The 18,487-nt window shown below is 70.5% G+C and carries 17 protein-coding genes and 7 tRNA genes; 15 read left to right on the top strand and 9 right to left on the bottom strand.

Annotated elements, in window-relative coordinates; all coding sequences use genetic code 11:
- The first annotated feature begins 67 nt into the window (after positions 1-67).
- Positions 68-376 (top strand): zf-TFIIB domain-containing protein, encoded by a 309-nt coding sequence (locus ABZ078_RS37675; protein ID WP_356583018.1) that lies wholly within the window; start codon positions 68-70, stop codon positions 374-376.
- A gap of 53 nt (positions 377-429) precedes the next feature.
- Here the strand turns inward: ABZ078_RS37675 and ABZ078_RS37680 are convergent.
- From ABZ078_RS37680 to ABZ078_RS37700, 5 genes are all read right to left on the bottom strand, one after another.
- A tRNA-Val gene (locus ABZ078_RS37680) sits at positions 430-501 on the bottom strand.
- A gap of 45 nt (positions 502-546) precedes the next feature.
- Positions 547-618, bottom strand: a tRNA-Val gene (locus ABZ078_RS37685).
- Positions 619-638: 20 nt separating this feature from the next.
- A tRNA-Val gene (locus tag ABZ078_RS37690) sits at positions 639-710 on the bottom strand.
- A gap of 1 nt (position 711) precedes the next feature.
- Positions 712-785: transfer RNA gene (locus ABZ078_RS37695), tRNA-Cys, on the bottom strand.
- A gap of 40 nt (positions 786-825) precedes the next feature.
- Positions 826-898 (bottom strand) — tRNA-Gly (locus tag ABZ078_RS37700).
- A gap of 177 nt (positions 899-1,075) precedes the next feature.
- Between ABZ078_RS37700 and ABZ078_RS37705 the strand changes: the two genes are divergently transcribed.
- The 3 genes from ABZ078_RS37705 (at position 1,076) to ABZ078_RS37715 (ending at position 3,890) form a co-directional block, all read left to right on the top strand.
- A complete protein-coding gene (locus ABZ078_RS37705) occupies positions 1,076-2,122 on the top strand; it encodes a chorismate-binding protein (protein ID WP_356583020.1) in 1,047 nt (348 codons plus the stop codon).
- A complete protein-coding gene (locus ABZ078_RS37710; RefSeq protein WP_356583022.1) occupies positions 2,119-2,940 on the top strand; it encodes an aminodeoxychorismate lyase in 822 nt (273 codons plus the stop codon). Before ABZ078_RS37705 ends, ABZ078_RS37710 begins: the two co-directional genes overlap by 4 nt.
- 125 nt (positions 2,941-3,065) lie before the next feature.
- Positions 3,066-3,890 carry a GNAT family N-acetyltransferase gene (locus ABZ078_RS37715; RefSeq protein ID WP_356583024.1) on the top strand — a complete coding sequence of 275 codons (825 nt, stop codon included), beginning with the start codon at positions 3,066-3,068 and terminating at the stop codon, positions 3,888-3,890.
- Positions 3,891-3,902: 12 nt separating this feature from the next.
- Here ABZ078_RS37715 and ABZ078_RS37720 read toward each other — a convergent pair whose 3' ends face one another.
- On the bottom strand, positions 3,903-4,427 hold the full coding sequence (locus ABZ078_RS37720) for a DsbA family protein (RefSeq protein WP_356583026.1): 525 nt from the start codon (positions 4,425-4,427) through the stop codon (positions 3,903-3,905).
- Between the two features lie 244 nt (positions 4,428-4,671).
- Between ABZ078_RS37720 and ABZ078_RS37725 the strand changes: the two genes are divergently transcribed.
- Together ABZ078_RS37725 and ABZ078_RS37730 are read left to right on the top strand one after the other, a co-directional pair.
- Positions 4,672-5,115: a hypothetical protein gene (locus ABZ078_RS37725; protein ID WP_356583028.1), complete on the top strand. Its 444-nt coding sequence runs from the start codon at positions 4,672-4,674 to the stop codon at positions 5,113-5,115.
- A gap of 154 nt (positions 5,116-5,269) precedes the next feature.
- Positions 5,270-5,422 carry a hypothetical protein gene (locus tag ABZ078_RS37730; RefSeq protein ID WP_004002639.1) on the top strand — a complete coding sequence of 51 codons (153 nt, stop codon included), beginning with the start codon at positions 5,270-5,272 and terminating at the stop codon, positions 5,420-5,422.
- A gap of 98 nt (positions 5,423-5,520) precedes the next feature.
- Here the strand turns inward: ABZ078_RS37730 and ABZ078_RS37735 are convergent, their stop codons facing one another.
- Positions 5,521-6,081 carry a CGNR zinc finger domain-containing protein gene (locus tag ABZ078_RS37735; protein ID WP_356583030.1) on the bottom strand — a complete coding sequence of 187 codons (561 nt, stop codon included), beginning with the start codon at positions 6,079-6,081 and terminating at the stop codon, positions 5,521-5,523.
- A gap of 919 nt (positions 6,082-7,000) precedes the next feature.
- Positions 7,001-7,414: an SsgA family sporulation/cell division regulator gene (locus tag ABZ078_RS37740; RefSeq protein WP_004002642.1), complete on the bottom strand. Its 414-nt coding sequence runs from the start codon at positions 7,412-7,414 to the stop codon at positions 7,001-7,003.
- A gap of 191 nt (positions 7,415-7,605) precedes the next feature.
- On the opposite strand from ABZ078_RS37740, the gene ABZ078_RS37745 reads away from it, so the two are divergent.
- The 7 genes from ABZ078_RS37745 to ABZ078_RS37775 all read left to right on the top strand — a co-directional run bounded on the left by ABZ078_RS37745 (position 7,606) and on the right by ABZ078_RS37775 (position 15,263).
- The gene (locus tag ABZ078_RS37745; protein ID WP_356583048.1) at positions 7,606-8,064 is read left to right on the top strand and encodes a TIGR02611 family protein; all 459 of its coding nucleotides are present in this window, start codon (positions 7,606-7,608) and stop codon (positions 8,062-8,064) included.
- 172 nt (positions 8,065-8,236) lie between these two features.
- A tRNA-Val gene (locus ABZ078_RS37750) sits at positions 8,237-8,308 on the top strand.
- 381 nt (positions 8,309-8,689) lie between these two features.
- Positions 8,690-9,976, top strand: a complete 1,287-nt coding sequence (locus ABZ078_RS37755) for an extracellular solute-binding protein (protein WP_356583032.1) — start codon at positions 8,690-8,692, stop codon at positions 9,974-9,976.
- A 14-nt stretch (positions 9,977-9,990) separates the two neighbouring features.
- Positions 9,991-10,947 carry a sugar ABC transporter permease gene (locus ABZ078_RS37760; RefSeq protein WP_356583034.1) on the top strand — a complete coding sequence of 319 codons (957 nt, stop codon included), beginning with the start codon at positions 9,991-9,993 and terminating at the stop codon, positions 10,945-10,947.
- Positions 10,944-11,822, top strand: coding sequence for a carbohydrate ABC transporter permease (locus ABZ078_RS37765; protein ID WP_356583036.1), 879 nt, complete (start codon positions 10,944-10,946; stop codon positions 11,820-11,822). The genes ABZ078_RS37760 and ABZ078_RS37765 overlap by 4 nt, the downstream gene beginning before the upstream one ends.
- 10 nt (positions 11,823-11,832) lie before the next feature.
- Positions 11,833-12,432, top strand: coding sequence for a hypothetical protein (locus ABZ078_RS37770; protein ID WP_356583038.1), 600 nt, complete (start codon positions 11,833-11,835; stop codon positions 12,430-12,432).
- A gap of 95 nt (positions 12,433-12,527) precedes the next feature.
- Positions 12,528-15,263 (top strand): Tat pathway signal sequence domain protein, encoded by a 2,736-nt coding sequence (locus tag ABZ078_RS37775; protein ID WP_356583040.1) that lies wholly within the window; start codon positions 12,528-12,530, stop codon positions 15,261-15,263.
- An 18-nt stretch (positions 15,264-15,281) separates the two neighbouring features.
- Here the strand turns inward: ABZ078_RS37775 and ABZ078_RS37780 are convergent, their stop codons facing one another.
- The gene (locus ABZ078_RS37780; RefSeq protein ID WP_356583042.1) at positions 15,282-17,714 is read right to left on the bottom strand and encodes a hypothetical protein; all 2,433 of its coding nucleotides are present in this window, start codon (positions 17,712-17,714) and stop codon (positions 15,282-15,284) included.
- 101 nt (positions 17,715-17,815) lie between these two features.
- Here ABZ078_RS37780 and ABZ078_RS37785 point away from each other — a divergent pair, with 101 nt between their 5' ends.
- Together ABZ078_RS37785 and ABZ078_RS37790 are read left to right on the top strand one after the other, a co-directional pair.
- Positions 17,816-18,274: an SRPBCC family protein gene (locus ABZ078_RS37785; RefSeq protein WP_356583044.1), complete on the top strand. Its 459-nt coding sequence runs from the start codon at positions 17,816-17,818 to the stop codon at positions 18,272-18,274.
- Between the two features lie 39 nt (positions 18,275-18,313).
- Positions 18,314-18,385: transfer RNA gene (locus tag ABZ078_RS37790), tRNA-Val, on the top strand.
- Positions 18,386-18,487 lie beyond the last annotated feature (102 nt).

An 18,487-nucleotide genomic window follows, 5' to 3' on the forward strand; every position in this document is an offset into this window, starting at 1 on the left:
GCAGCCGGACAGAGTCTGTCCTGGTGATATGCGAAGCAGGACCGACCGGCGAGGAGTTGAGCCGACCATGCAGTGTCCGAAGTGCCGAGCCCCGATGCACACGTACAACCGCAACGGCGTCCAGATCGAGCAGTGCAGCGGCTGCCGCGGGATCTTTCTCGACTACGGCGAGCTGGAGTCGCTGACCCGCCTGGAGACCCAGTGGTCCCAGCCGGCCCCGCCACCCCCGGCCGCCCCCGCCCCCCAGGCATATCCGCCCGCACCGCAGGCCCCGGCCTGGGGCGCCCCGCACGGCGGTCACCACGGCGGTCATCACGGCGGTCACTACGGCCACCGCCGTCACAAGAGCTTCGGACACATGCTGTTCTCCAGCTGAGCCGCACCGAGCCACGAAGAAGCCCCCGGTCATCGACCGGGGGCTTCGGTGTGTGGACGATACTGGGATTGAACCAGTGACCTCTTCCGTGTCAGGGAAGCGCTCTCCCGCTGAGCTAATCGTCCTCGGGACCGTGATCCAGCATCGATCGAAGATCACGGGCTGCTGCGTGCGCGATACTGGGATTGAACCAGTGACCTCTTCCGTGTCAGGGAAGCGCTCTCCCGCTGAGCTAATCGCGCGGGGGGATCCGAAGATCCAGTGGACGATACTGGGATTGAACCAGTGACCTCTTCCGTGTCAGGGAAGCGCTCTCCCGCTGAGCTAATCGTCCTTGGAGGTGGAGACGGGATTTGAACCCGTGTAGACGGCTTTGCAGGCCGTTGCCTCGCCTCTCGGCCACTCCACCAGGAGTGCAGGGGGTTCGGGAAGATCCCCTTGTTCCTTCGAGCGGACGACGAGGCTCGAACTCGCGACCTCAACCTTGGCAAGGTTGCGCTCTACCAACTGAGCTACGTCCGCTTGTCGTTTCGTTCCGCTCTCGCGGCCCGGCGACGAGTTGAACTCTAGCGGATTCCGGGGCCAGCACAAAAACGCGTTTGTGCAGCGTGCTGCGCTACGCCTGCTCAGGGACCTGCCGAGGACCCGGAACCGACATGGCCAGGTCAGCCGCGGGACACCCGCCATAGACTCGACTGCGTGCTCGACCTCCCTCCTCTCGCCCGCTTCGGCGACCGTGTCGCCACCGGCCTGCTCGACGTCACCAGCGACCCGACCGCCCTGGACTCCAGCGGTTTCTGGGCTGTCTGCGCCGACTTCGAGGGCCGTCTGACCTGCGCCCGCTTCCGGGACGTGCGCGAGGAACCCGTGCCCGCCCCGGTTCCCGGACGGTGGCGCGGTCCGGCGATCGGTGACTGGACGTCCTCACTCGACCGTGCCGCGTACACGGCGGGCGTACGGAGCATCCGCGAGTACATAGCGGCCGGCGAGGTCTATCAGGCCAACCTCTGTCGCGTCCTGAGCGCGCCGATCGGCCCGGACGCCGACGTGGACTCCCTGACCGCGCTGCTCGCCCGCGGCAACCCGGCGCCCTACGCAGGAACGATCCGGCTGCCGGCGCACGGTGTGGAGACGGCCACCGCGTCCCCCGAGCTGTTCCTGCGGCGTGACGGGCGGATCGTCGAGTCCGGGCCGATCAAGGGAACCGGGCGCACCGAGGCGGACCTGCTGCAGAAGGACTACGCCGAGAACGTGATGATCGTGGACCTCGTGCGCAACGACATCGGCCGCGTGTGCGCCACCGGGACCGTGACCGTGCCCGACCTGTGCGCCGTGGAGAAGCATCCGGGGCTGGTGCATCTGGTGTCCACCGTCCGCGGTGAGCTGCGCCCCGGCGCCGGCTGGCCCGAGCTGCTCGACGCCGCCTTTCCGCCCGGTTCGGTCACCGGGGCGCCCAAGTCCAGTGCCCTGCGGATCATCGACGCGTTGGAGACGGCGCCCCGCGGGCCGTACTGCGGCGGCATCGGCTGGGTCGACGCCGACCGGCGTGTCGGCGAGCTGGCCGTCGGGATCCGTACCTTCTGGGTCGACCGGGCCGAGGGGGTACTGCGGTTCGGTACCGGCGCCGGGATCACCTGGGGGTCGGACCCCGAGGGGGAGTGGCGGGAGACCGAGCTGAAGGCCGCCCGGCTGCTCGCGGTAGCGTCGGGAGCGTACGAGGTGAGTGGAGAGGGACTGCAATCGTGAGGATCTGGCTCGACGGCGGGCTCCAGGACATCGAGTCCGCCCGTGTCTCCGTCTTCGACCACGGGCTGACCGTGGGCGACGGCATCTTCGAGACGGTGAAGGTGTTGGACGGCCGTCCGTTCGCGCTGACCCGGCACCTCGACCGGCTGACGCGCTCGGCGAGCGGGCTCGGCCTGCCCGACCCCGACCACGACGAGGTCCGCCGCGCCTGCGCCGCCGTCATCGAGGCCAACCCGATGCCGCTCGGCCGGCTGCGCATCACCTACACCGGCGGCCACGGCCCCCTCGGCTCCGACCGCGGTGAGTACGGTCCCACCCTCGTCGTCGCCCTCGGCGAGACCGCCCGGCACGCCGACTCCACGGCCGTGATCACCGTGCCCTGGACCCGCAACGAGCGCGGCGCGCTCACCGGCCTGAAGACGACCTCGTACGCCGAGAACGTCGTCGCCCTCGCCCGCGCCCACCAACACGGCGCCACCGAGGCCCTGTTCGGCAACACGGTGGGGCAACTGTGCGAGGGCACCGGGTCGAACGTCTTCGTCGTCCTGGACGGCGAGATCCACACCCCGCCGCTCGCCTCGGGCTGCCTCGCGGGCATCACGCGCCAGTTGACGATCGAGTGGACCGGCGCCAAGGAGACCGATCTGCCGCTGGACGTCGTCGAGCGCGCCGAGGAGATCTTCCTCACCTCCACCCTCCGGGACGTCCAGGCCGTGCACCGCGTCGACGAGCGCGAACTGCCGGGCGCCCCGGGCCCGGTGACCGCCAAGGCCATGCGGATCTTCGCCGAGCGGTCCGGCGACGACCTGGACCCGTGACACGCCGGTGTGACCGACGCTGACGCCACGGACGCCGACGCGAGGGACGCGACCGGACGACCGCTGATGCGACGGGCGCGGATATTCGGCTGACCGCGGGCGCCGTGGTGGGTAGAACACCTGTGATGACCACGACCCTGCGGCCGACCGAGCCGCTTCAGCGCAATGCGGACGGGACGCGTTCGCGCCGCTTCCAGGTGTGCGTGAACGGCCGCCCCGTGGGCGTCCTTCACCTCGGTACGCACCCCGTCTTCGGCGACGCGGTGGCACGGATGTCGCGGCTGCGGATCGAGGAGGCGGACCGCCGACGCGGCCGTGGCACGGTGGCCGCCCTCGCCGCCGAGGAGGTGGCGCGCGGCTGGGGCTGCAAGCGCATCGAGGTGACGGTCCCCGCCGACGCGGCACCGGCGCTCCGGCTCGCCACGGCGCTCGGCTACGTCGTGCGCAACCGCGGCATGGAGAAGACGCTCGGTGACACCCCGCCCGAACTGCCGCCGGGCAGCCGGGCACGCCCCATGACGGAGGCCGAGTACGGGCCCTGGCTCGACAAGGGCCACGAGGACTACATCCGGGACTGGGTCGAGCGCGGGGTCCCGGAGTCCGAGGCCCGGACCAAGTCGGAGCGTGACCACGCCGCACTGCTGCCGGACGGCCTGCGCACACCGGACGTGTTCCTCAGCGTCCTCGAACACGAGGGAACCCCGGTGGGCACCCTGTGGGTGGCGTCGCTCAAAGGCCGCGCCTACGTCTTCGACGTCGAGAGCGACCCGGCCCGGCGCGGCGAGGGACACGGACGCACACTGATGCTGCTGGCCGAGGCCCAGGCGATCGCGGCGGGGCACCGGGTCATCGGCCTCAACGTCTTCGCGGGCAACACCCCGGCCGAGCGGCTCTACGAGTCACTCGGCTACGAGACGAGGCAGTACGCCCTGTACAAGACGTTGCTGTAGCGGAGGTGTCGGTCAGGCGGTCCGCTCGGCGAGCAGCCGGTCCACGATCTCCTCGACGCGCTCGCGCAGTCCTTCCTGGCTCTTGCCGCCGTCGAGGCGCTCGCCGCCGATCACATACGTGGGGGTGCCGGTCACGCCGATCGCCTTGCCCTCGGCCTGGTCGGCGTCGACGATCAGGATGTGCCGGCCGTCGATCAGCGCCGTGTCGACCTCCTCGGCGTCCAGGCCGAGTTCCCGCGCCACCTCGACCAGGAAGGGTTCTCCCTTACGGTCCAGCTCCTCGACCCGGCCCAGCACGGCCTCGACGTACGGCCACCCCTGCCCCTGCTCGATGGCCTCCTCGGCGGCCTGCGCGGCGGCGAAGGCGTGCTTGTGCTTCTCCAGCGGGAAGTGCCGCAGCCGTACCTCCAGCCGGTCGCCGTAGCGGTCGCGCAGGGCACGCAGATCGTCCAGGGCGCTGCGGCAGTCGGGGCACTGAAGCTCGCACCAGACGTCGAGAACGGGGGCGGCGGGACGGTCGGGGGAGGAGTCGCTCATGGCGCCAGTCTCCCAGCAGCCGCGCGGACGACCCAATCCGACCTGGTGCTTCGGTGCCGGTCGGCCTGTGTCGTACGGCTCCGACAGGTTCTCCTACGGCTCCCACCGGCACCTGCGGAGGAGGCGACCCGGAGATGTCCCTGATGTCCGGCCCAGGCGTGGCCGGGCGGGGTCGTCACGGTGCAGGATGGAAGGAAGGAACGAAGGGCCGTGACCTCGACCCAGCCTGCCTGGAGGACACCGGATGATTGCCGAGACCGTCTGTTCCGCCGTCGCCGCGGCCGGCCTGGGCATCGCGGCGATCACGGCCTACCGCAAGCGGTTCCTCGCGGCCGCGCGGACCGCCGCGTACTCGCTCGTGCCGCTCGGCCTGGTGATGACCGGTGTCGTCGACTGGCTCGCGGACACCGCGTTCAGCCCGACGGCCTGGGCCGGCTTCGGAGTCCTCGGCGTGTCCTGGCTGCTGTTCGCGACTACCCGCGCGGTGGAGCGCCGCCGCGGCGGCACCCGCAAGGAGCGCAAGGAGGCGCGCGCCGCCGGCCGGCCCGAGGCGGTGGCACCGTCGGCCTCGGCGCCGTCCTTGGGCTCTGGCTCCCGCCCGGCGACCGGCCCGGCGACCGCGCCCCGAGCCGATGCCGGTGACGACTTCAGCGACATCGAGGCCATCCTCAAGAAGCACGGCATATGAACCCCGTCGGCGGGGCCGAAACGACACAGTGGGTCGCTGCCCGTCCGTAAGCGATCACGACTCGAACCGGACATCGCGGAATACAGCGAACTCCCGCTCATTCCGGGCGTGTTGATCGCGCGGCGAGGGGCAACTGCGTCATCATCGCCGCGAGATGCTGGACACGACTCAAAGCGAGGCCGCGCCACCTCAGGACGAACCTCGCGGGTGCCTCTTCGCCCTTTCCCAGCCACCGCTGATGATCTTCCTTGCGGTGATCGGGTGTCTGCTGCTCATGGCTGCGCTGCACGACCTGCTGCTGCTGTGAGCCGTACTCGCGGTCCCCGGCGCCATCCGCCGGGGTCCGCGTCGACACACACGTCGTGCCCGACCCTCGACGCCGACCGACTCGATCGCCGCCGCCGCTCAGCCGGCCGCTTCCTTGCGGCGCGCTCGGTAGGCGGCCACATGCAGACGGTTTCCGCAGGTACGGCTGTCGCAGTACCGCCGTGAGCGGTTGCGGGAGAGGTCCACGAAAGCGTGGCGGCAGTCCGGGGCCTCACAGCGCCGCAGCCGCTCCTGCTCCCCGGCCACCACGAAGAACGCCAGCGCCATCCCGCCGTCGGCCGCCAGGTGGTCGGCGACGGAGGCGCCGGGGGCGAAGTAGTGCACATGCCAGTCGTAGCCGTCGTGGTCCGTGAGGCGCGGGGTGGTGCCCGCGGCGGCGACCAACTCGTTGATCAGCCCGGCCGCGATACGGGTGTCCGCCGCCTCGAAGATCGCGGCGAACCGGCCCCGCACCTTGCGCACCGCCGACAGATCGAACTCGGAGAGAACCCCGACATCGCTGATTTTGTGCTTTCGCACGTAATCGGCAAGAGCCGGGACATCGGGCAGCACGTCGGGTGCGTCGTCGTCCTCCGGGGCGGTGTTCACCAGATCCACCACGGCATCGAGCGCACACCGGACGTCATGGGTGATCAGCACGTTTCGCTCCCTGGCCTGGGGGGTCGGGCGGGCGCCCGCCGATGGTGGCCGATCGTAACGGGATCCGCCCGGACGGCACCGGCCCCGGCCCCACGGGTGACGTCGATTACAACGCCAGGGCAAGGCCGACGGTTCCCGCCGAGTGCCCTTGCCCGCACGGCGGCCGCCCGGCGCGGCAGCCCACGAGCGCCGCGCCGTGCGCCCCTCGGCCGCAGCAGGCGCCGCACTGGGAGGCCGACGGTTCCCGCTGCCCGCACGGTGGCTCCCCGGCGCGGCAGCCCGCGAGAGCCGCCATGCGCCCCTCGGCCACAGCTGACGCGGCACTGGAACGCCGAGCCACGAGGCCGACCCTGACCCGGCCCAAACCCCGCCGCCACCATGGCCGCGTCCGACACCGGCCAGCACCGCGTCGGCATCGGCCAGCGTCGCGCGCGTCTACGCGCATCAGCCCCGCGTGCGTACGCGTATCAGCGGCCGGGGCCCTGGCGACCAGGGCCGGCATTCCACGTCCGCCGCGCCCGCGCTCAACGCCACCGTCGCCTCACTCCGCGCGCACCGCACCCGCCGCGTCCACGCATCTCCGTCACGCGCGTTCAGGCACACCAGGTCGCGCCGCGCAGCGCGCATCAGGCCCGCGCACCTGAGCGCACCAGCGCTCGCCCCCCAAGCCCCAAAGTTCCCCAGGCCCTCAAGTTCCCCGGCCCCCCACAGACCTCCACCCGCACTCCACGCTCCCCGTAGCCCACACCCCACCCACCAGCGCCACGCGCCCCAGCCGACGCGCCGGCGCCGTCCGCCCGACGCACGCCAGCGCCGCCCCCGCGGAGCGGAGACGGCGCTCGTGCTTGCCGTATACGGCTGTCTTGGCCCGAGCCGTCTCCCCGAGTCGACGGCACCGGGCGGCTTGTACGGCCTCGCCCTAGCTCTCCGCCAGGATGTGCGAGAGCTCCTGATCGAGGTCGAAGTGCCGGTGCTCCGTTCCGGGAGGCACAGCGGCATCCGTTCGCTTCAGGAAGGACTCCAGAGCCCGTGCCGGGGCCTCGAGCAGCGCCTCGCCCTCCGGAGAGCTCAGGGCGATGCACACGACGCCCTGGCCGTGACTGCGCGACGGCCAGACGCGGACGTCGCCGGTTCCGGTGGGCCGGTGGAGGCCCTCCGCGAGGAGGTCGCGGGCGAACACCCACTCGACGGTCTCCTCGGCTCCGGTGTGGAAGGTGGCGTGCACGGCGTAGGGGTCGGCCGTGTCGTACCGCAGGCCTGCGGGGACAGGCAGGGAGGACTCGCTCGACACAACGAGGCGCAGGTGCAGCTCGCAGCTGACCGTGGTGTTCATAAGCGCCAGGGCCTTTCGCTCAGTGTGCGCTCGGGGATTCGCACGTCGGCGAAATCGACATGCCACCTACGGTGCCGTTGTAAACCCCTCTGAGTGTTTTGCGTGTGTTTACGTAACTCTTCCGGCCGAGAACCCGTTCGCGAGGTACGACCATTCCGGTGACCGGTTTCGGTCCGGTAGGGTTTGGCCGTATGAATACGGGGAGTAACGAGCCGGGTGAGGTTGCCTTGGCGGCGGACGAGACCGAAGTGGATGGTGTGAAAGGCGACAGCGAGCAGGGCCTCGGCTCGAAGGCGCCGGAGTTCATCAAGGCGCGCCGTGTGCTGCACCTGAGCTGGCAGGTGGGCATTTTCGTCATCGGCCTGGCGATAGTGGTCGTCGGCATCATCATGCTGCCGTTGCCCGGCCCCGGCTGGGTCGTGATCTTCGGCGGCATGGCGGTCTGGGCGACCGAGTTCGTCTGGGCGCAACTGGTCCTGCGCTGGACCAAGCGCAAGGTCACCGAGGCGGCCCAGCGCGCCCTCGACCCGAAGGTGCGCCGCCGCAACATCATCCTGACGACGATCGGGCTCGTGATCGTGGCCGTGCTCGCCGGCATCTACGTGTGGAAGTTCGGCATCGTCATGCCCTGGAAGATCAAGGACCAGTGATCAAGGACCAGTGATCAAGGACCAGTGATTAAGGGCCGGTGATCAGGGGCCGGTGATCATGGGCCAATGATCAAGGACGAGTGATCCGCGACGGGGGTGCGGGTGTCGGCCGGTGCGGGTTCGCGCTGGTCACACGCACCCCCTGACATCGGGTAATGTACTTCCTGCGCCCGGGCGATTAGCTCAGTGGGAGAGCGCTTCGTTCACACCGAAGAGGTCACTGGTTCGAACCCAGTATCGCCCACCCCGGTTCGGCGGCCCGTCTGCGACAGTGCAGGCGGGCCGTCGGCGTATGCGGCCGGCAGCAGCGCTCCTTGGTGCGCCCGGCCGGTGCCGGTCAGGCCCTGCCGCCCCTGATCGGTAGGCGACTTCTGGCCGACCGGCATGCGTGTGCGGTTGGCCAGTTCCCGTTCGACCCCTCGGTCGCACGCGCCCCACCTGCGGAGTTGGGTGATCCGGTGCCCGGATCGTTCCCGATGGGTCGTCAACTTGCCGCGTCGGCCCACAAGAAATTCCTGTCCGAATCATTGACGCACCACGGGGCCCCTCGTAGCTTGTGCCAGCAAGCGCTTACTTGAAACGATTCATGCAGACGGCGATGACGCTGCGGGGAGGGGGCCCAACCATGGGAACCAGCAGGAATGTTGAGAGGCGCACGATCCTGAAGGTGGCCGGGGCCTCCGCGGCCACGCTCGGCCTGGGCGCGACGGCCGCGTGCGGCGGTGACGGCGGTTCCGGAGACGGGACGGTGACGCTCCGTTACGCCTGGTGGGGCGGCGAGCCGCGCACCATCGCCATCAAGAAGACGATCGCACTCTTCGAGAAGAAGTACCCGAAGATCAAGATCAAGCCTGAATTCACCGACTATGAAGCGTTCTGGGAGAAGTTCCAGACGCAGGCCTCCGGCGGGAATCCGCCGGACGTTTTCCAGAATGCGATCGGCTTCCTGCGCAAGTACGACAAGCGCGGTGTGCTGATGGATCTCAAGTCCCAGGCGGACGCGGGCAATCTGAGCCTGGACAACTTCCGCAACGGCGTTCTGGCGAACGGTCAGGTCGACGGCAAGCAGATCGGCGTACCCGTCGGCGCCAACACCATGGCGCTCGTCATCGACCTCAAGGCCTTCGAGAAGGCGGGCGTGGAGGCGAAGTTCGGCTGGACCTGGGACGAGTACTTCGAGGCGCTCCAGACGATCCAGGACAAGCTGAAGATCGCCGGCGACACCGGCTACTGCAGCATCATGTACCTCTACGACCTGTACCTGCGTCAGAACGGCAAGGCCTTCTTCACGGACACCGATCTCGGTTTCACCGAGGACGATCTGACGCAGTGGTGGGAGGACGGCTACAAGCGCGTGCGGTCCGGGCTCGTCGCCGACCCGAAGAAGGTCGAGCAGGTCAAGCCCAAGTCCGCGCTCTCGGCGGGCCTCGCGGCGTCCGAGTTCACCTGGGACAACTTCTCCATCCGCTACGAGGGCGAGGGCGAGTCGGACTACGGGCTCGCGCCGATCCCCACCACGGACGGCAAGCAGACCGGCCAGTACCTCGGCTCCCTGATGCTCAGCGCCTTCTCGGGGACCAAGCACCCCAAGGAAGTCGCCCAGTTCATCGACTTCATGGTCCACGACCCCGAGGTCGGCAAGATCATGGGCTACGACCGCGGCATCCTCGCCACCACCGAGCAGTACGACGCGTTCACGCCCACCGACGACAACAACAAGGGCGTCAAGGCGTACGAGGAGGAGGTCGCGAAGGCCGGCGTCCTCGGCAAGATCACCCCGCACCCCTCGGGCGCCGACGTCATCGAGGCGGCGTTCCTGCGCATCGGCGGCGAGGTCACCCAGGGCAAGACCAAGCCGGCCGACGCCGCCAAGGCGCTGTTCAGCGAGGCCAAGGCCGCGTTCGCGGGCTGAGGGGACGTACCACCATGACGCTCGTCAAGGAAGCGCCCGCGCGCCCGGCCGGGAAGCGGTCCGCCGCCCCCGTCGCCGGGCGGCGCGGGCGACGCCGCGAGAACCTCGCCGGTTATCTCTTCATGTCGCCGTGGATCGCGGGGTTCCTGCTGCTCACGGCGGGGCCGATGATCGCGTCGCTGTACTACGCGTTCACCCGGTACAACCTGTTCACGCCGCCTGAGTGGGTGGGTTTCGACAACTTCACGACGATGTTCCAGGACCCGCGCTGGCAGAAGTCGGTCGAGGTCACGTTGAAGTACGTCGTCGTGGCCACCCCGCTGAAACTGCTGCTCGCGCTCGGCGTCGCGCTGCTGCTCGCACAGAAGCGGCGCGGGCAGGGCCTGTACCGGGCCGCGTTCTACATGCCCTCGCTCATCGGCGCCAGCGTCTCCGTCGGTTTCGTGTGGCGGGCGCTGTTCTCGGACGACGCGATCGTGGACCGTACGCAGAAGATCTTCGGTCTCGACGTGGGCGGCTGGATCGGCAACCCGGACTATGTCCTCTACTCCCTGGTGGCCCTGAGCATCTGGCAGTTCGGCGCGCCGATGGTCATCTTCCTGGCCGGCCTCAAGCAGGTCCCGCAGGAGCTGTACGAGGCCGCCGAGGTGGACGGGGCCGGCCCGCTCCGCCGGTTCTGGAACATCACGCTGCCGGTGATCTCCCCGGTGCTCTTCTTCAACGTACTGCTGGAGTCCATCCACGCGTTCCAGGTGTTCGGCTCCGCGTACGTCGTCTCCGACAGCCGGTGCGGGCCCGCCGACGCCACGCTCGTCTACACCTGTTACCTCTACCAGAAGGGCTTCAAGGAGGCCCAGATGGGCTTCGCCTCCGCGATGGCCTGGACGCTGGTGATCGCGGTGGCGCTCGTCACGGCGGTCCTGTTCTGGTCGCAGAAGAAGTGGGTGCACTACGAGGAGGCCGCCAAGTGACCAGTGCCACCACCAGCCCTGCCCTGCGCACCGCGAACGAGCGGCGGCGCACCGCATCGATCGCCTGGCACGTGGGCGCGCTCGTCGTCCTCGCGGTCGTGCTGTATCCCGTGATCTGGGTCTTCGGTGCCTCGTTCAAGCCGAGCAAGGACATCATCGCCAGCCTGGAGCTGCTGCCCACCAAGCCGGTCTGGGCGAACTTCTCCGGGCTCGCCGACGGCATCTCCGGCATCTCCATCAGCAGCTTCTTCTGGAACTCGCTGATGTACGCGGTCCTCGCCGTGGCCGGTGTCGTGCTGTCCAGCTCGCTGACCGCGTACGCCTTCGCCAAGATCCGGTTCGCCGGGCGGAACCTGCTGTTCACGCTGATGATCGGCACGCTGCTCCTGCCCTACCACGTGCTGCTCATCCCGCAGTACGTGCTCTTTCGCAACCTCGAACTCACCGACACCCTGGTGCCGCTCGTGGCCGGCAAGTTCCTGGCCACGGAGGCGTTCTTCGTCTTCCTGATGGTGCAGTTCATGCGCGGGCTGCCGCGCGAGCTGGACGAGGCCGCCAAGCTCGACGGCTGCGGGCACTTGCGCACCTACTGGTCGATCGTGCTGCCGCTGAGCCGGCCCGCGATCATCACCAGCGCCATCTTCACCTTCATCAACGCGTGGAACGACTTCATGGGGCCGTTGATCTACCTCAACACCCCCGAGAAGTACACCGTCTCGCTCGGCCTGATGATGTTCCGCGATCAGGAGGGCATCTCCAACTACGGCAGCATGATCGCGATGTCGCTGGTGGCGCTGGTGCCGGTCATCGCCTTCTTCATGGCCTTCCAGCGCTACCTCATCGACGGCATGGCGACCTCCGGACTGAAGGGCTGAGGCGGTCACCATGGCGCAAGCACGCGTGAAGGGCCGCGCTCCGCGCAAGGAGTCCGTGTTCGGCGAGCGCTTCGCGGTCTTCGCCGAGTGCCTGCTCACCGGCGTGTGGATCGCCGTGGCCTGTCTCGGGGTCGTCACCTACCCCGCGGCCTTCGCGGCCGGCGCGCGGCATCTGCGGCGTCGTACGGCTCACGAGGGCGGTGGTCTGCGGGAGTTCGTCGCGGACTTCCGGGCCGCCCTGCGCGGCGGATGGATCGTCGGGCTCGCCGGGTGGGCGGTGGCCGTCGCGGTCTGGGTGGACGTCCTGGCCGCGCGGGCCGGGCTTCCCGGCGGACCGCTCGTCGGCGCCGTCGGTGTCTTCGCGCTGATCGGGGCCGCCGTGGCCCTGCTGCGGGCGGCCGCCGTCTGGACGCCGGGCGCGGCCTGGCGGGCGTTGCTCGCGGACGCCGGGCGGCGGACCGTGCTCGACCCCGCCGGGTCCTTCCTGGTCGTCTGCGGACTGGCTGTCGTGGCCCTGTCCGCCTGGTTCGTCCCGCCGCTGGCGGTCCCCGTCCTGGGGGCCGTCGCGGCTGCCGGCGTCGCCGTGGAAGCCCGGTACCGGCACCGCTGAGCGGCGGTGCCTCGCCCAAGGTCGGCCCGGGCGCCGCTCCTCCTTCTGTCATGCCCTTGACCACCCCCCTTGCATCCGCACGGAAAGGAAAGGCCATGTCCCCCATCCCTCGCAGGTCCATCCTCAAGGCGGCCGCCGTCGCCGGCGCCGCCGCACAGTTCAGCTGGGCACTGGGCGCCAAGGACGCGCAGGCCGCGCCCAGAGCCGCCGACGCCGACGACGGCCCCGTGACCCTGGACTGGCTGGAGGACGGCGGCCTGGGCGCCGCCCCCGGCTCCACCGTCGGTGTGCCGTGGCCGAAGGGCGCGTGCCGGGAGGACCAGACCTTCGCGGTGACGGACGCGGACGGCAAGGCCGTGCCCGTGCAGTCCTGGCCGATCGCCTACTGGCCGGACGGCTCGCTCAAGTGGACCGCACACGCGGTGAGTTCGGGCGACGGCAAGCTCACCCTCACCGCCGGCGAGGCCGCCGTACCGGACAAGAAGGTCACCGTCGACAAGAGCGGCGGAGCGATCACCGTCTCGACCGGGGTCATCACCGCCAGGATCGGCAAGTCCGGCGCCACCCTGATCAAGTCGGTCACCCGGGGCTCCACCGAGATCGCCAGGAACGGGCGGCTCGTGCTGATCCGTCAGCCGGAGATCGAGGACGAGGACCAGGGCGCGGTCAGGACCGAGCGGTTCGAGGGCGCGATCTCCGACGTCACCGTGGAGCAGGAGGGCCCGGTCCGCGCGGTCGTCAGGATCGACGGCAAGCACCGCAAGGGCAGCCGCAGCTGGCTGCCCTTCTCCCTCCGGCTCTACTTCTATGCGGGCGCCGACTCCTTCCGCATGGTGCACACCATCACCTACGACGGCACCCAGGAGCCCGGCAAGGCCAGCGGCGACTTCATCCGCGGCATCGGCGTCCGCTTCAGCGTGCCGATGCGCGACCAGTCGTACGACCGTCACATCCGCATCGGCGGCGAGGGCACCGGCATGCTCCGCGAGGCCGTCAAGGGCATCACCGGACTGCGCCGCGACCCCGGCGCGGCCGTACAGGCGGCGCAGTTCGCCGGGCAGAAACTGCCGGACCCCTCGACGTGGGACCAGCGGGTGACGACCCGCCTCCAGTACATCCCCGAGTGGGGCGACTACACCCTCTCCCAGCTGTCCGCCGACGGCTTCACCCTGCGCAAGCGCACCAAGAAGGGCCACGGCTGGATCGGCGCCGGCGGCGGCCGACGGGCCTCCGGGTTCGGTTACGTCGGTGGCGTCAGCGGCGGGCTCTCCTTCGGACTGCGGGACTTCTGGGAGAAGTTCCCCGCCCAGCTCGACATCCGCGACGCCCACACCGACGAGGCCGAGGTCACCCTGTGGCTCTGGTCGCCCGAGGCACAGCCCATGGACCTGCGCTTCTACCACGACGGCATGGGCCAGGACACCTACCCCGAGCAGCTCGAGGGCCTCAACATCACCTACGAGGACTACGAGCCGGAGTTCGGGACGCCGTACGGCATCGCCCGCACCTCAGAACTCCTCTTCTGGGCCAACGAGTCGACCCCGAGCGCCGAGAAGCTCGCCCAGCAGGTCGAGGCCGTACGGGTGCTGCCGCAGCTCGCCGCACCGCCCAAGCAGCTCATCAAGGCCAAGGTCTTCGGGCCGGGACTGTACTCCGAGCCGGACCGCTCCACGCCGGCCAAGGCGAAGATCGAGGACCACCTGGACTTCCTCTTCACCTACTACAAGGACCAGGTGGAGATGCGCCGTTGGTACGGCTTCTGGGACTACGGCGACATCATGCACACCTACGACACCGTCCGGCACCAGTGGCGGTACGACATCGGCGGCTACGCCTGGGACAACTCCGAGCTGTCGCCGGACCTGTGGCTCTGGTTCGCGTACCTGAGAAGCGGCCGTGCGGACATCTTCCGGTTCGCCGAGGCGATGACCCGGCACACCGGTGAAGTCGACGTCTACCACCTCGGGAAGTGGGCCGGACTCGGCACCCGGCACGGCGTCCAGCACTACGCCGACAGCGCCAAGCAGCAGCGCATCGCCAACACCACGTACCGCAGGTACTACTACTTCCTCACCGCCGACGAACGCGTCGGTGACCTCATGCACGCCAACGTCGACTCCGACGACACGTTCCTCGCCCTCGACCCGCTCCGCAAGATCCGCACCGAGCCGTACACGCCCGACCGGCACGCCCTGTCGATCGGCTTCGGCACCGACTGGAGCGGGCTGGTGTCGGCCTGGCTGACCGAGTGGGAGCGCAAGGGCCCCAAGTGGGAGAAGGCCAAGGCGCGCGTGCTGTCGACGATGGAGACGATCGCCGCCCAGCCCAACGGCTTCGTGCAGGGCAGCGGCCTGTACGACCTGGACACCGGCAAGTTCGCCGTCGCCGACAAGGCGAAGGTGGAGGTCTCGCACCTGTCCGCCGTCTTCGGACTCAACGAGCTGTGCGCCGAACTCATCGACCTCGTCGACATGCCCGAGTTCAACGAGGCGTACTTCGACTACTGCCGCTACTTCAACGCCACCAAGGCCGAGCAGGCGGCGCGCTACGGCTCCAACTTCGGCAATCTGCTGCTGTTCCAGGGACACTCGCGCCTCGACGCGTACGCCGCCGTAAAGACGGGTGACGACAAGCTCGCCAAGCGCGCGTGGGAGAAGTTCTACAACTCCGACGGCTACAAGGAGTCGGCGCCCTGGCGGACGGAGAAGCTGAGCGGGCCGGCCTCGCTGGTCCCCGGCAGCGAGGCGGCGTGGGTGTCCACGAACGACACCGCGCTGTACGGGCTCGCGGCCATCGAGAACCTGGCGCTGCTCGGGGACAGGATGCCGTAGGGCCCGTTACGGGGCGCTTCAGCGCAGCTTGCCCAGGGCCTCCCGCACTCGTCGCGCGTCCCGCATGCGCTGCTCGTACGTCGCGCCGAGTGCGAGCAGCAGCAGTCCGGCGAGGGCGGGAGGCACCCAGCGGGGGAGCGCGCCGGTCACCTGGACGAGATACGGGGCGAGTTCGTGCAGCGCGTCCAGGGCGAGCACCGTCCCGCCGAGCAGCAGGGGCGCCTGGAGGTGGTGCCGGGCGCCCAGCAGGGTCACCGCCAGGGCCGCGAGGCCCAGCAGCAGGGGGCGCGTCCAGTGCGGGTCGCCCCAGGCCGTGGCGAGGCTCGGCAGGAGCGTGGCGGCGAGTCCGGGGCCGTACGCCGTCCAGGACGGGACCTGCGGGTCGCGGCGCCTGCGCAGGGCGCCGACGAGCAGCGCCGGGACGGTCACCGGCAAGGTGTACGCCTCCGGCGTCCCGATGTCCCACGCCGCCAGGCGCACCCAGGTGGCCAGGACGAAGAGGGCGGCGGAGGCGTGGGCGACGGGGCGGCGGTCGGGACGGATCGCCGTGCCGGCGGTGATCACACCGCACAGCGCCAGGACCAGGGCGAGCATCGGCAGATCGGTCGAGACCGCGGCCAGCCCGACGGCGAGCAGTCCGGCGAGCGCGCCCGTGACCTCGACCGGGACCGTCGCCCGCGAACCCCCGAGCCGTGCGGCGAGCACGGCCGCCGCCGTCGGGACCGCCAGGACCAGCAGGGCGGTGTACTGCGGCTGCCAGTCGGCCGCGGCACCTGTCGCGCAGGCCAGCGCGGCGGCGTACCCGAGCGCGGTCGGGGCCGTGACCGGGGCGAGGTGCGGCTTCCAGGAGGCGGCCGCGAACAGCGCCGTCAGAGCCGAGAGCACGGCGAGGGTCACGGGCTCGGTGGTCAGGGCGAGGAAGGCGAGGGTGAGTGAGGTGAGGAGGGCGAGGACCGTGGCGGTCGGACCAGGGGTGGGGAAGGCGAGGGCGGGGGCTGCGGCCGGCTGAGCATCCGGTTCCGCCTTCGGGCGCCCGGCCGGACGGGTCCGCACGGCTACCGCGAGCGCGCCGGCCGTCGTGATCCCCAGGGCCACCAGACCTGCCGCGTACGGGACTTCGAACACCGGCGGAAGGACCAGCGCCGTCGCCCACGCCAGCACCAGCACACCGGTCAGCGCCCGGGGCCGCCGGACCGCGTCACGTGCCGCGAGGACCAGCACGACGGCGACGACCGCGAGGACGACGGGCACCGCCTCGGCGTCCAGCGGCCACGGCGTGGCCGTCGTCACCGCCTGACGTACGTCCGCCGGCGCCCCGGACCACACCTGCTCCGCCCACGCGACCGGACCCAGCAGCGTGACCCCCACCAGGGGCAGCGTCCACAGCAGGGCAAGCCCCTGTACGGCGGCGGAGGCCCGGACGAGCCCGCGCCGTACCGCCTCCGGCAGCCGGCCCACCCGTACGGCCGCCAACAGAGCGACACCGCACGCCAGATACGCCGGAACCGTCCAACCGTCCGGCACCAGCGAGCGGGCCGTGCCGCCGACCGCGGCGACCGTGAGGAGGCCGGCGGTGACCGCGAAACCGTCCGCCTGCTTCTCGGCGACCTCCTGCCGGGCCACCGTCAGCGCGATGCCCGCCGCGAAGAGGAGGAGCGCCGCCGCCCGGGCGGCGGCGCTCGGGCCGGTGGCCGTCCAGGACAGCCAACCGGCGGCCCACACACCCCAGGCGCCCATGACGTACGCACCGATCACCGCGGTGATCCGTACGGACCTGGCGGGCACCCGGAGCGCCACACCCGTGTCGACCCCGGCCGTCAGGAGCACGGCGGCCGTGACCGCGTACAGGTCCAGGTCGGCAGCCACCGCCCAGAGTGTCAGGGGAAGCTGGGCGGTGACCAGTGCGGCGGGCAGGGGCAGGCACAGCTCGCGGGTGCGCGGCAGCAGGCCGTACGCCGTCCACAGGGCCGCCAGTGCCGCCGAGGCGGCCGCGACGTAGCCCGTGGCGTCCACGTCGGCCAGCGCGACCTCGTGCAGCGCGTACGCGTCGAGCACGGTCAGCGCGAGCCCGAGGCCCGCCACCGACTCGGCCGTCGACCGCAGTCCGCGCCTGAGCAGCGGCACCGGCGCGGCGAGCACCGCGACCGTGACCCCGCCGAGCACCAGGGCCCGGCCGGCGATCCCCATGTGCCCCCAGCTGACCAGCGTGAACGCCACCGCGGCGATGGTGAGCAGGACCCCGCCGAGCACCAGCAGGACGTTCTGGACCCGGGGTGCCGACGCCTCGGGTCGCGGCGGCGCGACGGGAGCCGGGGTGGGCCCGGCCGCCGCTTGGAGCGCGGTGACCAGCCAGGCGCGGCGGTGCAGCAACTGGGCCCGGCGGGCGTCCAGTCGGCGCAGCTCGGCGTCGAGGAACCGCAACTCCTCGGCCGGGGACGGAAAGTGCGTCATGCCCTGGAGTGTGGGCCGCGTCACGTCGTACGGCATGAGTGCGCGTACTCAGCACGTACTCAGATGCGGTGGAATCCCCCTGGTCGGGGCAGACTCCGCCCATGGACTGGAGTCACTACCGCTTCCGCAGCCTATGGGCCCTGCCCGCGCCTCCCGGCACCGTCTACGACCTGCTGGCCCGGGCCGAGGACTACCCCCGCTGGTGGCCCCAGGTGCGCGAGGTGAACCGGATCGACGACACCACCGGCCTGGTCACGATCCGCTCCGTCCTCCCGTACGACATCGTCTTCACCGCCCGCGAGGTGCGGCGGGACCCCGAGGCGGGGGTACTGGAGATCGCCATGTCCGGTGACCTCGACGGCTGGGCGCGCTGGACCGTCACCCCTCACCGCAGGGGGAGCCTCGCCCGCTACGACCAGGTGGTCGACGTGCACAAGCCGTTGCTGAGGCGTCTGGCCGTACCCGGGCGGCCCCTCTTCCGCGCCAACCACTGGCTGATGATGCGCGCCGGACGGCGGGGGCTGACGGCGTACCTCGCCGGTGGGCGACAAGCGGTTTGAAGGAAGAGTGCCGGGACCTGTATTGTTCACTGCGTTCCCGGGCGATTAGCTCAGTGGGAGAGCGCTTCGTTCACACCGAAGAGGTCACTGGTTCGAACCCAGTATCGCCCACCGGGAAAGGCCGGTCTCGGCGCGGGCGGGCTGCCCGGCCGGCCCAGTTGGTCGCCTGACGGCCGGTACGTGGCACTGTGCGACCGGAACCGCCTCAACCAG

Origin of the sequence: Streptomyces sp. NPDC006385 (genome assembly GCF_040612485.1) — a bacterium.
Taxonomy (GTDB): domain Bacteria; phylum Actinomycetota; class Actinomycetes; order Streptomycetales; family Streptomycetaceae; genus Streptomyces.

Coding starts and splice junctions, on each gene's coding strand:
- ABZ078_RS37780 (WP_356583042.1), bottom strand. CDS start 17,714: ATGACGCACTTTCCGTCCCCGGCCGAGGAGTTGCGGTTCCTCGACGCC.
- ABZ078_RS37675 (WP_356583018.1), top strand. CDS start 68: ATGCAGTGTCCGAAGTGCCGAGCCCCGATGCACACGTACAACCGCAAC.
- ABZ078_RS37725 (WP_356583028.1), top strand. CDS start 4,672: ATGATTGCCGAGACCGTCTGTTCCGCCGTCGCCGCGGCCGGCCTGGGC.
- ABZ078_RS37785 (WP_356583044.1), top strand. CDS start 17,816: ATGGACTGGAGTCACTACCGCTTCCGCAGCCTATGGGCCCTGCCCGCG.
- ABZ078_RS37715 (WP_356583024.1), top strand. CDS start 3,066: ATGACCACGACCCTGCGGCCGACCGAGCCGCTTCAGCGCAATGCGGAC.
- ABZ078_RS37745 (WP_356583048.1), top strand. CDS start 7,606: ATGAATACGGGGAGTAACGAGCCGGGTGAGGTTGCCTTGGCGGCGGAC.
- ABZ078_RS37740 (WP_004002642.1), bottom strand. CDS start 7,414: ATGAACACCACGGTCAGCTGCGAGCTGCACCTGCGCCTCGTTGTGTCG.
- ABZ078_RS37775 (WP_356583040.1), top strand. CDS start 12,528: ATGTCCCCCATCCCTCGCAGGTCCATCCTCAAGGCGGCCGCCGTCGCC.
- ABZ078_RS37760 (WP_356583034.1), top strand. CDS start 9,991: ATGACGCTCGTCAAGGAAGCGCCCGCGCGCCCGGCCGGGAAGCGGTCC.
- ABZ078_RS37730 (WP_004002639.1), top strand. CDS start 5,270: ATGCTGGACACGACTCAAAGCGAGGCCGCGCCACCTCAGGACGAACCT.
- ABZ078_RS37755 (WP_356583032.1), top strand. CDS start 8,690: ATGGGAACCAGCAGGAATGTTGAGAGGCGCACGATCCTGAAGGTGGCC.
- ABZ078_RS37720 (WP_356583026.1), bottom strand. CDS start 4,427: ATGAGCGACTCCTCCCCCGACCGTCCCGCCGCCCCCGTTCTCGACGTC.
- ABZ078_RS37770 (WP_356583038.1), top strand. CDS start 11,833: ATGGCGCAAGCACGCGTGAAGGGCCGCGCTCCGCGCAAGGAGTCCGTG.